This is a genomic window from Streptomyces sp. NPDC002520 (assembly GCF_053595235.1).
In genome coordinates this window covers 101,081-117,006 of sequence record NZ_JBSFXG010000021.1, presented here as the reverse complement: position 1 = coordinate 117,006, position 15,926 = coordinate 101,081, and the positions used below count along the sequence as shown (strand labels likewise).

Below are 15,926 nucleotides of genomic sequence, written 5' to 3'. Positions count from 1 at the left end.
ACCTCACGGAGCATCGGTCGACCAGGGGGACTGGGTGATGTTGGCGGTAGAGCGCTACGAAGCGATCATGCAAGCGGCCCAGAGCCAGGGCTGGGTCCGGGTGACGGACATGACGCAACGGCTGGGAGTCTCCACCGTCACCATGCGGCGCGACATCGGCGCCCTGGTCGACCGGGGCCTCCTCGAACGGGTCTACGGCGGGGCGAGTATCCCGAGCAGAGCGCCGGTGCCCAAGAGGGGAGGTGACCGTGCGCAGCGCACCAGGCACCGGGCGACCATCGGCCTGGTGGTCCCGTCGTCCACCTACTACTATCCCGCGGTCATCCGCGGAGCGGAGTCCGCGGGAGGGGCCCTCGGAGTACGTGTCGTCCTGGCTGTATCCCACTACAACGTCGAGCTCGAGCGCCAGCAGGTCGCCCGGTTGCTGCGCGCGGGGGTGGACGGACTGCTGATCACGACGGCCGACCCGCCCGACCAGGCCCCGGAGATGATCGACTGGCTGACCGGCATCGACGTCCCCGTCGTCCTGGTGGAGCGATCGCTGGCCGGTCCGGCCGCCGCGCGCATCGAGTACGTCCGCAGCGATCACGCCGCCGGTGCCGAACTGGCGGTGGAGCACCTGGTCTCCGCCGGCCACACCCGGGTGGCTGCCGCTGCCGGGCTGCGCAGCCCTACCGCCCGGTGGCTGTTCGACGGCCACACCGCCGCTCTGGCCCGGCTGGGCATCACCGACGGCGGGGTCGGACACACGCAGCTGCCTCGCTCCGACCTCGATCCGCTCGGGAACGCCGAAGCGATCGGCTCCCTCGTGGACCGCTGCCTCGCCGCCGGGGTACGGGCGCTGGTCGTCCACGCCGACTCGAACGCGGCGGCCATCGTGCACGCAGCCGCCGAACGCGGATTCGACGTCCCCGGCGACCTCGCGATCGTCGCCTACGACGACGAGGTCGCCGCGCTGGCCGAGGTGCCCCTGACTGCGGTAGCCCCGCCCAAGTTCGACGTGGGCCGCACGGCCGTGGAGACCCTGATGCTGCGCATCAGCTCGCCCGGCGACGCCGTGGCGACCCGTCGTATGTCCCTGCTACCCGACCTCGTCGTCCGGTCCTCCTGCGGCACCGCCTGAGAACCGCTCCCGCTTTCACTTCCTTTCGATCGGCCGGGTGCGCGTTGACGCTTTTCGTCCAGTGATCGTTGGATGGTCGCACATCCGACACGGCCGAGGAGAAAAGTGACCAGGAGCAGCCGAGCGCGCGTGGCCTTCGCCATGCACCGCGGCCTTCGCGAGCGCCTGCTCGACGACGAACTGCTACACAGATTGAGCGCGGTCGCGGACATCGAACCGGGACAAGCACTCCACGAGTTTTCGACTCCGGAAGCCGTGGCGTGCCTCGGCCGGGCCGAAATCCTCGTCACCAGCTGGGGGTGCCCACCGCTCACGGCCGACGTACTCGCCCTGGCGCCGCGGCTGCGAGCCGTCGTGCACGCTGCGGGATCGGTCAAGCACCACATCACCCCGGCCTGCTGGGAGCGGGGCCTGTCGGTCTCGTCGGCCGCCTCGGCCAACGCCATACCTGTCGCGGAATACACCGTCGCCGTGATCACTCTCGCAAACAAGCGCGTCTTCCCACTCGCCGCCGAGTACCGCTCCGCCGGAACCTCCACGAACCTGAGCGCCCGGTACCCGTCCCTCGGCAACTACCGCAAACGCATCGGCATCGTCGGGGCATCCGCGATCGGGAGGCGGGTCCTCACAATGCTGCGCGACTACGCCTTCGACCTCGTCGTGTCCGACCCCTACCTCACCGCCTCGGAAGCCGGCGAACTCGGCGCGGAGCTCGTCGACCTCGACGAACTGGTGGCGACCGCCGACGTCGTCTCGCTGCACGCCCCGGCGCTGCCGGAGACCCGTCATCTGATCAACGCACGACGGCTGTCGATGATGCGCCCGGGCACGACGCTGATCAACACGGCGCGCGGTGACCTGGTGGACACCGCCGCCCTGACTGCGGCGGTGCAGGGAGGGCAGCTGTACGCGGTCCTCGACGTCACGACCCCCGAGCCCCTTCCGCTCGACAGCCCCCTGCGAGACCACCCTCATGTCCTGCTGACGCCCCACGTCGCGGGTTCCCTGGGCACCGAGCTGTTCCGTATGGGAGAGCTGGCCGTGAGCGAGGTGGAGCGCCTCGTCGCGGGGGTGCCTCCGCGCCACGCCGTGCTCCCGCACATGCTCGGCCGTACGGCATAGGGATCCGGGCTACGCCCGACCCCTCCTTCGTTGACCATTCACCTTGCTTTTCCTCTGGAGGCCTCATGTCGTCGCGGAACACGCGGGGAAAGCTTCGGCTCGGTGTCGTGGGACTGGGCGTGCGCGGCGGCCTCGGCAGACATGTCGCCGAGCGAGGACTGCCGGCCGCGGTGACCGCGATCTGCGATCCGATCGCCTCGCGCCGCGAGTCGGGAGGCGCGCTGTACCCGGACGCCGACCGGTACGCCGACCACCGCGAGCTGCTCGCCCTGGGCCTGGACGGGGTCGTCCTCACCACGCCGGACCACACGCACGAGGAACTCGCCGTCGACTTCTTGGAAGCCGGCGTCGCGGTGTTCGTCGAAAAACCCCTGGCGATCACCACCGCCGGTTGCGACCGGATCCTCGCCGCGGCCCAGCGCACCGGCACCAAGCTCTACGCCGGCCACAACATGCGGCACATGCCCGTCGTGCAGGTCATGCGCGAGCTCATTCAGGACGGGCAGATCGGAGAGGTCAAGGCGATCTGGTGCCGTCACTTCGTGGGCCACGGCGGAGACTTCTACTTCAAGGACTGGCACGCCGACCGGCGCAATACGACCGGACTGTTGCTGCAGAAGGGCGCGCACGACCTCGACGTGATCCACTGGCTGGCCGACGGCTACACCACGCGGGTCAACGCGATGGGCGGGCTCACGGTCTACGGCGACATCACCGCGCGGGGAGGCCAGGGCGACAAGACTCTCTTCGACTGGTTCGACCCGGACGGCAACTGGCCGCCGACCTCGCTGACCGGACTCAACGACGTGGTCGACGTCGAGGACATCTCCGTGATGAACATGCACCTCGACAACGGCGTCTTCGCGACCTACCAGCAGTGCCACTACACACCCGACTACTGGCGCAACTACACCGTCATCGGCACCCGCGGCCGGCTGGAGAACTTCGGCGACACCGACGGAGCCGTGGTGAATGTGTGGAACGCGCGGCGCTCCGGCTACCGCCTGGACGCGGACCTCGTTGTGGAGGTGCCGAGCGGGGAGGGCGGACACGGCGGTGCGGACCCGAAATCGCTTGCCGAGTTCGTGGACTTCGTACGCGACGACGTACCCACACTCACCTCACCGGTCGCCGCACGTCAGGCGGTCGCAGCCGGATACGCCGCCACCGAGTCGCTGCGCGGAGGGGGAGTCCCGGTCGAAGTACCGACTCTGCCCCGGCCGCTGGCCCATCTCGTTGGCCCCAGGTAAACGAGGTAACGCCCGAGAACGGCCGACGAACACGGGTCTCCTCATCCGGTGGCGAGTGCATCGGCCACCTTCCTGAGTTGTGCGACTTCCACCCCGGGCCTGGGGAACCGCTCCGAACGTCACCACACCGGGATCAGGCGGGCCCACCGTCGGACAACAGCGCTCGCGCCTGCTGCGGGAACCTGTGCGGCGACCGACTCACCCCGTGTCACGTGGTCGCTCAACCACGGATGGCGCGCGGTGCTGGGAGACATCGACGCCCTGCATGGCGGGCTCGCCCGGCACCACGACCTTCTGCCAGTCTGAGATGTCGGTGTCGTCGCGCCGGAAATCCGCAGGTGGTTCGGTGGTGAGCGACCACGTGCCGTTGAGGGCCATCACCGGCTGGGACACGTCCGCGACGGCGTCAGGCACGGGCGTCAGTGTGACGGCGGGCTGGGGCAGGTCGCCGGCTCAGTCCGGTTGACCGCCGATTCGGGCGACCAAGCACAAACCGGTTGTGGGGCCGACGGCGATGCCGAAGTGGCCTACGAGTCGTGGCGGTTGGCATCGCTGCTGTCGCCGCCCCGGGTGCACGGCTCGCAGCGAGCGCGGCGCCGGTTGCCTGCCCTTGGGCGTACCTGTCACCGGAGTCGGTGGATCGGGCGACGTACACCGACCACGGGTCGGCACCGGAGCTGCTCGGCAGGCCCGTCACGGGACGCGTTTCGCGCTGCCGACCCGTGTGGTGCCGTACCGGGCGACGTCGACCCGCCCGGGGCGCGGGGCGTGAGTGTCCGGCCCGGTGACCGGAGTCGGCAGACGACATGGAAAGGCCGGGGATCAGGGGAAGGATCGACACGGGCAACCCGAAGGGGAGGGCACCGGAGGATCCGAGACGTAGCTTCGTCGCAGGTCACGCTGACCTCGACCACCCGGCGGCGGAGATCGGGACGTGTCCGTCTTCTCTGGTCAGCCGCGCTCGGCTCTGCGGACGTCGGGAGTCACGACCCCCTCTGGAAGGGGGAAAGCCGTGCCGGCCTTGTGCCGAGGCTGGAGAGGAGAACGCTTATGGAAGCCCGACCGCAGACGGCGCGGGAGCTGAAGTTCCGGCGGCTCGCCGCCGAACTGCGCCGAAGGGTTCTCGACGGCACATGGCCGCAGGGCAGCAAGCTGCCCACCGAGCACGCCCTGGCCGCGGAGACCGGCCTGTCGGTGACCACGGTTCGGCGGGCATACGAAGTGCTCGTCGAACAACAACTGGTCGAGAGGAGGCAGGGCGCGGGGACCTTCGCGACGATACGGTCAGCCGACGCTCGCCCGCGCGGTCAGGTGGTGGGCGTGCTGGTGCCGACGACCGCGCTGTACTACCCACGCGTGCTCCAGGGCATCGAGGAGACACTTGCGGCAGTCGGCGCTCGGCTGGTCCTGGCCTGCTCGCACTACGACCAGGCAACCGAGCGCGACGCGGTCGACCGGCTGCTCGACTCCGGAGCCGACGGGCTCCTCCTGGTCCCCCTGCTCCATGAACTCGCCGACCCGCTACGGCGTGCTCGGGAACTGCTCCAACTGCCCGTACCGGTCGTGCTGATGGAACGCCGGCTGACCGCTGCGGGCCCACGTGATGTGACAGAGCACGTGTGCACCGACCACGAGAGCGGCGCCTATGTGGCCGTGCAACATCTCCACAGCCTCGGCCACCGCGAGATCGCACTGGTATTGCGAGCTGACGGACCGCATGCGACGTCCATCGCGACCGGTTACGACGTGGCAGCGGCGGACCTCGGCCTCCCGGAGACCGTACGGGTGAGCGAACCCACGAACGCGTGGGACGTCGAATGCGCGGAGGTGGCGATCGGACACCTGAGAGCGGCCGGGGTCACGGCCGCGCTGTGTTTCGGCGACCGGGAGGCATCCCTGCTCCTGGGCGCGGCCCGCCGTTCGGGTCTGCGAGTGCCGGATGACCTGGCCCTGGTCAGCTACGACAACGAGGTCGCCGACGTGGCCGAAGTGCCCTTGACCGCCGTGTCCCCTCCGAAGCACCGACTGGGACGGCTCGCCGCCGAGATACTTCTCCAGCGGCTCACCGACGACGGCACCGGACCGGTGCATCAGGTGCTGCTCCGCCCCCGACTGGTGGTTCGTGCGTCCTGCGGTGGCAAGCCGCCCTGGACGGCCCACGTCCTGGACGACCGCTGAGCGTCCAGGCTCCCACCGAACTCGGCGACCAAGTTCGTCGCTCGGGCACTCGCGGACGCGCGCCGCGCACAGGAGCGTGCTCCAGGGAACCGAGCGAGCAGCTCTCACCAGGGCCGTACCGCCGTCGGCATGCACCAGAAGCTCCGTGGCCAGAAAGCCAGAACCTACGTCGCCGAGCGGTGCATCCGGCCTCCCGGCCTCGCCCGTCCATCGCCGTCGTCGGCATCCTCACGGCGTCACGGGACATGGAGCTCACGAACATGACCGTCGACGCCGGCCGCTGATCCGGGCGTCGTCCCACCGCGTCCCGGTGTACCGCGCAGTTCTTGTTGATTCCTGTTGTCCGGACTCCCGAGCATGAGCGGCTGTCCCCCTCCCCGAAACTGGAGGTTCCGCATGCAACCCATGCCTCACAGGGCACGGGCTCGAAGACTGGCCACTGCGGCGACCTGTCTCGCTCTGGTCGCACCGATGCTGACCGCGACGGCCGGCACCGCCCAGGCGGACAGCAGTACGCTCTCCCTCTCCACGCCCGAGATGACCGTCCAGGTCGACCGGGACTTCCCCGCGGTCGAGCGCTATACCTGGACGGCCGACGGTTCGACCCTGTACGGCCGCACGAACGGCTCCGACGAGCTCGTCGTCAACGGAACGAGATACACGCCGACGGTCACGAGCACGGTCGGTGACGAAGCCGTCGACTACACCCTGCGGGTCGCCGAACTGGACCTGACGCTCCGAGCCCGTCTGGCGGTCAGCGGCCACGCCCTGACCTTCAAGGTCACGGACATCAAAGAGGGCAGCGCCCACCAGCTCCGTACGCTGGCCATCCCCGATCAGGGTCTTGTTTCGGCACGCTCCGACCAGCCGGGTGCCGAACTGGCCGATGCCCGACTGTCCCTCACCGGCGAATACAACACCGAGCCGGACATCGACAAGCACACCAAGATCGCTGATGCTCCGGTCGCCAGCGCTCCACGTGGCACCACCTACGCCGTCCTCAACACCGACGGGCTCGCCGCCTCCGTCGAGACGAACTCGCTCGAGGACCAGTCACGACTGCTGATCCGTACCGCACAGACCGGCGAGGTGAAGACCACCTCGGTGTCGAGTGGTATCTGGACCTGGCGGCCCGACCTCGTGTCCGGCCAGGACGCGAAGCCCACCGAACTGCCCTACGCCAAGGTCGTGCTCACCGGTGACCGCAACGACGACGGCGCGGTGGACTGGCAGGACGGCGCCATGGCCTACGGGGAGATCATGTACCGGCCGCTGGGCGCGGACCGGACCAAGAACTTCGTGGTCTCCAACATCGAGTACAACACCAACAGCTTCGCCAGCCACCCCTTCACCCGGGTCCTCGACGACATCAAGAAGGGCAGCCTGCTCACCGATGGCCTCGGCCAGCTCGTGCAGCTGAAGGGGTACCAGGCCGAGGGCCACGACAACGCCCACCCCGACTACGGGGGCCACATCAACGAGGGCGCGGGAGGAAGGAAAGACCTGAACCTCCTGGTCGAACACGCCAAGGAGTACGGAGCCGCGATCGGGGTGCACATCAACTCCACCGAGGCCTACCCGGACGCGAAGAGCTTTCGCTGGGACATGACCAACGGCCCGGGCGACACCGGCTGGATCTACCGGGATGTCTCCTACCACATCAATCGCGACAAGGACGTGCAGTCGGGTGCCTTCGGCAAGCGGCTGGACGGGCTCGCGAAGGATGTTCCGGGATTGTCGTTCATCTACAACGACGTGTACTTCGGGCGCGGCTACAACGCCTACGAACTGGCCCGTCTCCAGCACCAGCACGGTTGGATGGTGCACACGGAGTTCGAGGACTACCTCGACCGCGACGCACTCTGGTACCACCGGTCGGGTCAGTACGAGGGAAACGGCGTCCGCTCGCAGATCATCCGGTTCATCCAGAACACCGACCGCGACATCTGGTACCGCAAGGACGCGACCCTGCTCAAGGGTCTGTCCAACCTCTCCTATGGCGGCTGGATGGGCCAGACCGACCTGAACGCCTGGCAGCGCAAGATCTTCACCAACAACCTGCCGACCAAGTTCATGCAGCACTTCCCCATCACCAAGTGGACCGATCACCGGGTCGACTTCACCGACGGGGTGTACTCCACCGACACCTCCGGGACCTGGCAGCTGTTCCAGGGCGCCACCAAGCTCGCCGAGGGCGACACGATGTTCCTGCCCTGGGATCCCCGGCGTCAGACGAAGATCTACCACTGGAACGACAAGGGAGGCACCACCACCTGGCTGTTGCCCCCGAAGTGGCGCAACCTCGAATCCGTGAACCTCTACCGGCTCACGGACACCGGCCGCCAGGACAAGAAGACCCTGAAGGTCACAGACGGCCGGGTCACCATCACCGCCGACGCCCGCACCGCATACGTCCTCTACCGCGGCCAGGCGGCCCCGCAGAAGACCCACTGGGGCGAAGGGGCGATCGTCAAGGACGGGTCCTTCAACAGCCACACCCTCGACGCCTGGTCACGGGAAGGTGACGCCCGGATCGAAACCAGCGACAAGGGATGGCAGTTCGCCCGCTTCGACGGGTCCCGGGCCGGCCGGTTGACACAGACCCTGCACGGCCTGACGCCCGGTACCTACGCAGCCTCCGCCTACGTACGGGTCAGCGGCGGGCGGACCGCCACCCTCGGGGTGAGCGGATACGGCGGCACGCCCGTGGACAGGTCCACCCACACCTCGCCCGCTGAGCTGAAGGACCCCGTCAACGTCTGGAGCGGCACGAGATTCCAGAAGATACAGGTGGCCTTCACCGTTCCCAGGGGCCGGAGCACGGCCGTGATCAGCCTGGCCGGCAACGCGGGGGGCGACGGAGCCGCGGCAGACTTCGCCGACGTACGGGTCAACCCGACATGGGTCAGCCCCGAGAGCGCGCATCACTACTTCTTCGAGGACTTCGAGGCGGCCGACCGTGCCTGGGGACCGTTCGTCAACAGTGAGGGCTCCGGCAGTGACAACCCGCACAGCCACCGCGCCGAGCGCCACCAGGGGTACACCCGCGACACCATCAGCGGCGACTTCTCCTTCAAGTCCTTCCGCATCGGTCCCGGTGACGTCTGGCGGACCGTTCCGCAGACCCTGGAGTTCAAGCCCGGCCGCACCTACCGCGTGGGGCTGAAGTACCAGTCCGACACGGCAGGCCAGTACCGGCTGCAGGTGCGTTCGGGCGGCGCGGGCGAGGAGAGCCGGACGCTCGTCGACGACGCGCTGCCGACCACGACGAACCGGCCGCTCGACAGCTGGCCGGCGGCTGACGACCCCCGGCCGGCGGGCTGGAACGACAGCGCGCCGCCGCAGGACAGCGCGCCGAGCAAGGACTACGGCACGGTTTTCAGCACTGGTGGTGTCGAGTGCGGTGACCCGTATCTGGCGCTGACCTCCACGGGCGGCAAGGGCGCCGTCACCGTGGACGACCTGGTGGTCGACGACCTCGGCCCTGCCTCCCGGTCCACCTCCGGCTGCCCGCAAACGGGAGCGGTGAGCCTGTCGGTCGACGACATCAAGGCTGACGCGGGCGGGGACGTCCCGATTGCGGCGACGTTCACCAACCACGCCGACGTGCCGGCAACCGACGTCGCCGTCGAACTGGCCGCGCCCTCCGGCTTCACCCTGCGACCCACATCGCCGACCATCATGAAGACCGTCGCGCCCGGCGAAACCCTGAAGGTCTCCTACACCCTGCGGGCTCCGGCCGAAGCGAAGCCGGGCTCGTACCATGTCAGCGGCGAGGCAACGAGCAGCTACGGCGGGCAGCGCGTCACGGCCCTCGCCGATCAGAGGCTCACGTTCCACTGCCGGGCCGGTGTCCGCTGCGAAGCGGAGGACGCGGTTCTGGGGGGTGGCGCGACGATGGAGTCCCTGGCACGAGGACAGAGCGGCGACAGCTACGTCAACTACCCGTCCGGTTCGGGCGGCTTCATCGAGTGGCCCGTGAACGTGGACGAGCCCGGCGATTACACCTTGACCGTCCATTACGCCCTGCAGTCCGGCGACCGGCCGCTCACCCTCTCGGTCAACGGTCAGAAGATCAGGACGGACTCCTATCCCATCACCGGATCGTGGTCGCAATGGTCCGACGCGCAGGCCCCGGTGACGTTGAAGGCGGGCACGAACACGGTTCGCCTCACCTCGGCCAAGGACGACGGGCCGAATATCGACTACCTCACCGTTACGGCGTCGGACACGAGCACCCGCGGCTGAGCCCCAGGGCCCCTGCCGCCGACGAGGCGGCAGGGGCTCACGGCCGACGCTGTCGCAGTGAGTCGTTGATCGACACACCCGGCCACCCCGGCGAGTCATTGACCTTGCCTCGCGGCCCCTGGCCGGTGGGTGGACCCTGTTCACCAGAGTCGTCCTTGCACGACCACGACCGTATCGTCAGCCGTCAACTCGCCCCTCGGACAGTCGCTTTAACGATACGGAATCGAGGGCCTCGACCTGACGGTCGCGGTCCTCGTTGCGTTGTCGTAAGCGATGGTGATCCCCAGGGCCTCGTAGAGCGGCCCTTTCTTGTCGGCGTCGGCGGCTTGGATGCGTTGTGCGATGTTGCCGAGTCTTTCGGTGATCGCCTTGATCTGGTCGGCGGTGAGGGGTGATTCCTTCTTCCGGTTGACGGCGGGTAGTGCGTCGAGCTTTTTGTGCGCCGCGTCCTTGTCCCGCTGCGCCTCGTTGATCCACTGGGTGACGACGGCTGGATCGGCTCCGGCGTCGAGGGCGGCCTGGTAGCGGGCGAGTCGCCGCTCGCTTTCCTTGATCGCCTGGCGTGCCTGGGCCTGCTCGGGCGTGTGGACCGGTGCGGTGCTGGCTGCGATGCTCGCGGCGCTGAGTGCGGTGATGGTGGCGGTGAGCCGTTCGGGCGCGAAGGCCCGGGCGATCCATGCATCCAGTGCCTGGCAGACGATGTCTTCACGCAGGTTGACGGTCCGCGGGTGGTCGAGCCCGGGATAGAGGGCGGTTTCCGCCCGCCCGCCGAGGTAGCGACCCTGCAGCTTGGCTTGGGAGCCCATAGCGGTGCGCACCCGGATCTTGACGCGGTTGCGTTCCCCCACCGGTTCAGCCCCGGGCGGCCCCTTCCGGTGGCAGCGTCGCCCGCCGGTGCGCTTCCCGTACGGTCTCCACCAGCACCGGGGCGCGGGGTGCGAGCACGCTGTCGCGGTGCCATGCCAGCAGCAGCCGCATCCGTACGGACCCGCCGGCGATGGGGCGCACCGCGATGCCCTCGCTGCCCTTGTACGAGGCCTGGCAGGCGGAGATCGCGCGCCCGGCCGCGACCAGTTCCGTCCGCATGCCGGTCTGCTCCAGTCGGTAGCGGACGCGCGGGCGGAAGCCCGCGCGTTCGCACTCCTCCAGCAGGTGCTCGGGCCAGCCGGTGCCGTCCGAGGGCGACAGCACCCAGTCCTCGTCGGCGAGATCCGCGAGTCGCACCTCCTCCCGGGCGGCCGCCGGATGCCCGGCGGGCAGCGCCACATGGACGGGCTCCGTGGCCACCTCGGCGTACCGTACGGCTGGCTGCGGGCGCAACTCGAAGCCCGGGTAGTCGGCGAGCAGCGCCCCGTCGAGCCCGCCGGTGGCGATACGGTCGAGTAGCAGCCCGGTGTAGTAGGCGACCTGGAGCTCGGTGCGGGCCCCGGGCAGCAGCGCAGCGACCCGCTCCACGATCTCCAGGGCCAGCGGGCTCTCGTACGCGCCGAAGCGCACTACCGACTGCGGCCCGGCCCGCCCCGGGGCGTGGTCCAGCAGGTCGTCGACGTTGCCGAGAGCCGCACGCGCGCGCGACATCACGAACTCGCCGAACGGCGTCGGCCTCACCCCGTGTCGCCCCCGTGTGAACACCTCTCCACCTAGGAGACCCTCGATACGCCGGAGTTGGGCGCTGAGGGCGGGCTGTGACACGCCCAGCGCCGCCGCGGCCCGGGTGACGCTGCCGTGCTCGGCGATGGTGCTGAGCGCCCGAAGGTGTCGTATTTCGAGTTGCACGGAAGAACCCTAACTTCCCATAACGTCATAGTGTTATGACGGTTTGGGATTACTCATGCGACAGGTGGGTGAGGCAAGGTCAGCGGACCCCCCAACGCTGCCCAGAGAAACCGGAGGCCAGAGTGCGTACGCGCACCATCCCGACCCTGCTGCTGTCCGCCGCGCTCACCACGGGCGTCCTCGCCACGACCGCGGCACCCGCCACCGCCGCGGACACGGGCGTCACCGCAGAGGCGTCCTTCGCGGACCAGCTGCGCGCGATACCCGGCGTGACCGTCACCGACGTCACCGACAAGAGCGGCTACCCGCTCTACTCGCTCACCATCACGCAGCCGATCGACCACAGCAAGCCCGAACTCGGCACCTTCGGGCAGCGGTTCACCCTCTGGCACAAGTCGGTGACCAAGCCGGTCGTCTTCTACACCGGTGGTTACGGCCTCTCCAGCTCCACCCGTGAGCCCACCACCATCCTCGACGCCAATCAGCTCAGCGTCGAGCACCGCTTCTTCGGTCCCTCCCGCCCCGCCGACGTCGACTGGTCGAAGATGACCGTCTGGCAGGAGGCGAGCGACGAGCACGCCATCGTCGAGGCGATCCGCCCGCTGTACGACAAGAGTTCCAAGTGGCTCGGCACCGGCGGCAGCAAGGGCGGCATGACGCAGACGTACCACCGCCGCTACTACCCCGAGGACCTTGACGCGGTCATCGCCTACGTCGCTCCCAACGACGCCAACAACCATGACGACAAGGGCTACGAGCGATTCTTCGAGACCGTCGGAACCAAGGAGTGCCGTGGCGCGCTGAACGCGGTCCAGCGCGAGATGCTTGAGCGCCGGGACACCCTGCTGCCCAAGTTCGAGGCGACGGCGAAGGAGAAGGGCTACACCTTCACCAACACCCTCGGCACCACCGATCGTGCCTATGAGTTCGCCGTCCTGGACCAGGTCTGGAACTTCTGGCAGTCCGGTACCGCCGCCGACTGCCCGACCGTGCCTGACGCCGAGACCGTGTCCGACGACGACCTCTACACCTGGTCGCTCGGCCACGGCCTGTCCGTCTACGAGGACAGCTCACTCGGCGCCAACGGCTCCGGCCCGTACTACCGACAGGCCGCCGCTCAACTGGGCTGGGCCGACCTGAAGTTCAAGCACCTCAAGGGCGTCCGCCACTACCCGAACATCTACCAGCCCAACTCGGTGCTGCCTGCCGGCATGCGCACCGACTACAACGGCAAGGCCATCTCCGACGTCGACAAGTGGGTGCGGAGCGACTCCGAGCGCATGATGTTCGTCTACGGGCAGAACGACCCGTGGAGCGCCGAGCAGTTCGAGTCGAGCTCCCACGACTCGTACAAATACATCGTTCCCGGATCCAACCACGGCGCCCGTATCTCCGCTCTGCCCGCCGGCCAGCGGGACGAGGCCATCGCCACGATCAAGCGCTGGGCCGGACAGTGAGAGTTCGCCCCATGGGCGGCTGACATGCGTTCCCCGCGGCCCGCAGGGATCGCCGGCTTCTACCGCCACGCCTCCATCGCGACCCCCCTCACCCCCACCGACCGCACGCTGCGCCAGCTCGCCACTGCGCGGGTCGACGTGCCGCGACTGGCGAGCAAGCAGCCGCCTGACGTCCAGTGGTACCTCGACGGAAAGTCGCTGACCGCTCAGTCAGGCCGGACCGCCGTGCCCGTCGCCGCGCTCCACCTGGACTCGCGGGACGTCCCCAGCCACCAACTCACCGTCGTCGTCACCGACCGCACGGACGCCGTGCGCGACCCGGCGATCGCCACGACTGTCAAGGACGAGCAGTCCTGGACGGTCCGGCACTGATCCCTGGACTACCAGGATGTGGAGGCCGCCTTAAGGCGGCCTCCACATCCTGTGCCGTCTGGAAACCAACAGGTCAAGGAGCTTCCTTGTGAAACGTATATTGGTTCCACTTGTTGCGGTGGCTGTAGCGTTCGGCGCGATCGCCGCCGCGCCCGCCGCGACGGGTGCCGAAAGACAGGCGGCCGGCGGTCCGGTGAGCGCCGCGGCCGACGACGCGACGGTCGTTCCGATCCAGGTGACCGGCGACCCGTCGAATCGTTGGAACCTGGTGGTGCTCGGTGACGGCTACACCGCGTCCGAGATGCCCAAATTCCTCCATCAGGTCGACCAACAGCTGAACGTGCTCTGGGGCCTTGAGCCCTACAAGAGCTACCGGAACTACATCAACGTCTACGCCGTCGAGACCCCCTCCCAGGAGTCGGGGATCAGCTGCGACCCTCAGCTGGATTCCCCGATGCGCAACACTCCTTTGGGGATGAAGCTCTGGAGCGGCTGCTCCGGGAACGGCATCCAGCGGCTGCTCGTGATGGACCACAGCGCGGCCAAGAAGTACGCGGCCCTGGCCCCGAAGGCGGATCAGATCCTCGCGCTGGCCAACAGCGACACCTACGGCGGCGCGGGCGGCTCGTACGCCACGGCGACCGGCGGCAACGCCATGTCGGCACTGATCGCCCCGCACGAACTCGGCCACTCCTTCGGTGGTCTCCAGGACGAGTACGACTACTACTCCCGGGGAGTGACCAGCGGAACCTACAGCGGTGGTGAACCCAAGTCGGTCCATCACACCCTGCTGACCGAGCGGCAGATGCGCGACCAGAAGGCCAAGTGGTGGCGCTGGCTGGGGGAGAAGAGCGAATCGGGCGGCATCATCGGCCGGTACGAAGGCGGCATGTACTACACCGAGGGCGTCTGGCGGCCGAGCCGGCATTCGATGATGAAGTCGCTCGGCTACTACATGGACCAGGTGAGTCGTGAACAGATGACGGCGGGCCTGTCGGGGGCCGTCAACCTCATCGAGGACTCGACGCCAACCGATGAACCCGTAGGTCTCACGGACGAGTTGTGGATCGACACCGTTCACCCGGTCTATCACGAGCTCGACGCCGCCTGGAGCGTCAATGGCAAAGCGGTCCGCACCGTCGCCAACGCCCGCAGCGTCAATGTGCGGGACCTCCACGCACGCGTCGGCGACACAATCGGCGTGAAAGTCGTCGACGACACGGACTTCGTCCGCGATCCCGCCCTTCGGAACAGCAGCAAGATGACGGCCACGCGCGAGTGGAAGGTCGGAACACCCTCCGCACCGCTCGCCGACGACGACGTTCCGAAGATCACCCTGGCAACGCCCGCCAAGCGGCCCGTCGGGGCGACTGACGTCCTGTGGGTCAACCCGAGTCACCCGCGCGACCACGCTCTGAACGTGGTGTGGCGGCTGGACGGCCATGTCGTGGGGCACTCGACGAGCCTTGATCTCGGCGGCCTCCGACTCGGCAAGGGCACCCACCATGTCGACGTCACCGTAACCGATTCACGCAAGCCCACGTCGCCTGCGGCAACCGAACAGTGGACAGTCGACAACACGGCGGCAACCACCAGCTACCTTGTGTCGGACCCGGTCAGCGTCTCGAAGAACAGCGACGGCACGCCGCACTACACCGTCAAGGATTCCTTCAGCCTCACCCTCTCGGCACACGACGACCAACCAGGGGCGCTGACCTCGGAATTCCGGGTCGACGGCGACGGGTGGTTCCACTACTTCGGCTGGCCTACGGACGGTTCCAAGCCGTTCCTGTTCACTCCCACCGGAACGAACGTGGACGATCTGATCTACGGCAACCTCGGCACCGGAGGCCTGTCCACCTCACCGTTCGCCGAGCGGCTGCCCGGATACGGCACCCACCAGATCGAGTACCGCTCCGTGGACGCCGCCGGCAACGTGGCACCGCCCCAGAAGTTCTCCGTCACGGTGCTGCCCAAGGACCCGACACCGCCGGGCTCCGTACCCGTCACATCGAGCGCGGTGACCCTCTGCGTCAGAGACCAGACGCAGGTCGAGGTGTCCGCCCGGAACGGGTCGGCATACCAGGCCGACCTCACGGTGAAGACGTCCTACGGCGAGCGGACCTTCAAGAACGTCCCCGCGGACGGCAAGGTCTCGGCGGTCTTCCGCACCGGCGAGCCGACCACCGAGACCGGCACCGCGACGGTGACCGCGCACGCGAAGGTCAAGGGCACCAACGACACGAACGAGCATGAGCTCGAAGCCACCTATCAGGTCCCCTACAACCGGTTCGCCTGCGACTGAGCCCATCCTGCGGTTGGGCGGTGGTCCCCGCCGGGGACCGCCGCCCAGCACCGTTCAGTTGCAGGCGCTCGCTTTGGGCACGGTCCACCGGCGTC

11 protein-coding genes are annotated in these 15,926 nt (G+C 68.4%); 8 read left to right on the top strand and 3 right to left on the bottom strand.

The window, feature by feature from the left end; all coding sequences use genetic code 11:
* Positions 1–37: 37 nt before the first annotated feature.
* The 3 genes from ACWD5D_RS26880 to ACWD5D_RS26870 all read left to right on the top strand — a co-directional run bounded on the left by ACWD5D_RS26880 (position 38) and on the right by ACWD5D_RS26870 (position 3,495).
* Positions 38–1,123 carry a substrate-binding domain-containing protein gene (locus tag ACWD5D_RS26880; RefSeq protein ID WP_451375316.1) on the top strand — a complete coding sequence of 362 codons (1,086 nt, stop codon included), beginning with the start codon at positions 38–40 and terminating at the stop codon, positions 1,121–1,123.
* A 72-nt stretch (positions 1,124–1,195) separates the two neighbouring features.
* Positions 1,196–2,245, top strand: a complete 1,050-nt coding sequence (locus tag ACWD5D_RS26875) for a hydroxyacid dehydrogenase (protein WP_451375315.1) — start codon at positions 1,196–1,198, stop codon at positions 2,243–2,245.
* A gap of 65 nt (positions 2,246–2,310) precedes the next feature.
* Positions 2,311–3,495 carry a Gfo/Idh/MocA family protein gene (locus tag ACWD5D_RS26870; protein WP_451375314.1) on the top strand — a complete coding sequence of 395 codons (1,185 nt, stop codon included), beginning with the start codon at positions 2,311–2,313 and terminating at the stop codon, positions 3,493–3,495.
* A 198-nt stretch (positions 3,496–3,693) separates the two neighbouring features.
* On the opposite strand, the gene ACWD5D_RS26865 is transcribed toward ACWD5D_RS26870, so the two are convergent.
* Positions 3,694–3,909 (bottom strand): hypothetical protein, encoded by a 216-nt coding sequence (locus ACWD5D_RS26865; RefSeq protein WP_451375313.1) that lies wholly within the window; start codon positions 3,907–3,909, stop codon positions 3,694–3,696.
* 636 nt (positions 3,910–4,545) lie between these two features.
* On the opposite strand from ACWD5D_RS26865, the gene ACWD5D_RS26860 reads away from it, so the two are divergent.
* Together ACWD5D_RS26860 and ACWD5D_RS26855 are read left to right on the top strand one after the other, a co-directional pair.
* Complete coding sequence (locus ACWD5D_RS26860) at positions 4,546–5,673, top strand: GntR family transcriptional regulator (RefSeq protein WP_451375312.1); 1,128 nt, start codon at positions 4,546–4,548, stop codon at positions 5,671–5,673.
* A gap of 471 nt (positions 5,674–6,144) precedes the next feature.
* Positions 6,145–9,921: an endo-alpha-N-acetylgalactosaminidase family protein gene (locus ACWD5D_RS26855; protein ID WP_451375311.1), complete on the top strand. Its 3,777-nt coding sequence runs from the start codon at positions 6,145–6,147 to the stop codon at positions 9,919–9,921.
* Between the two features lie 209 nt (positions 9,922–10,130).
* Here ACWD5D_RS26855 and ACWD5D_RS26850 read toward each other — a convergent pair whose 3' ends face one another.
* Both ACWD5D_RS26850 and ACWD5D_RS26845 read right to left on the bottom strand, forming a co-directional pair.
* The gene (locus tag ACWD5D_RS26850; protein WP_451375310.1) at positions 10,131–10,769 is read right to left on the bottom strand and encodes a hypothetical protein; all 639 of its coding nucleotides are present in this window, start codon (positions 10,767–10,769) and stop codon (positions 10,131–10,133) included.
* 4 nt (positions 10,770–10,773) lie between these two features.
* Positions 10,774–11,697, bottom strand: coding sequence for a LysR family transcriptional regulator (locus ACWD5D_RS26845; RefSeq protein WP_451375309.1), 924 nt, complete (start codon positions 11,695–11,697; stop codon positions 10,774–10,776).
* 122 nt (positions 11,698–11,819) lie between these two features.
* On the opposite strand from ACWD5D_RS26845, the gene ACWD5D_RS26840 reads away from it, so the two are divergent.
* The 3 genes from ACWD5D_RS26840 to ACWD5D_RS26830 all read left to right on the top strand — a co-directional run bounded on the left by ACWD5D_RS26840 (position 11,820) and on the right by ACWD5D_RS26830 (position 15,831).
* Complete coding sequence (locus ACWD5D_RS26840; RefSeq protein WP_451375308.1) at positions 11,820–13,154, top strand: S28 family serine protease; 1,335 nt, start codon at positions 11,820–11,822, stop codon at positions 13,152–13,154.
* A gap of 24 nt (positions 13,155–13,178) precedes the next feature.
* The gene (locus ACWD5D_RS26835; protein WP_451375307.1) at positions 13,179–13,526 is read left to right on the top strand and encodes a hypothetical protein; all 348 of its coding nucleotides are present in this window, start codon (positions 13,179–13,181) and stop codon (positions 13,524–13,526) included.
* Between the two features lie 118 nt (positions 13,527–13,644).
* Positions 13,645–15,831: a M64 family metallopeptidase gene (locus ACWD5D_RS26830; protein WP_451375306.1), complete on the top strand. Its 2,187-nt coding sequence runs from the start codon at positions 13,645–13,647 to the stop codon at positions 15,829–15,831.
* The last annotated feature ends 95 nt before the right edge of the window (positions 15,832–15,926 follow it).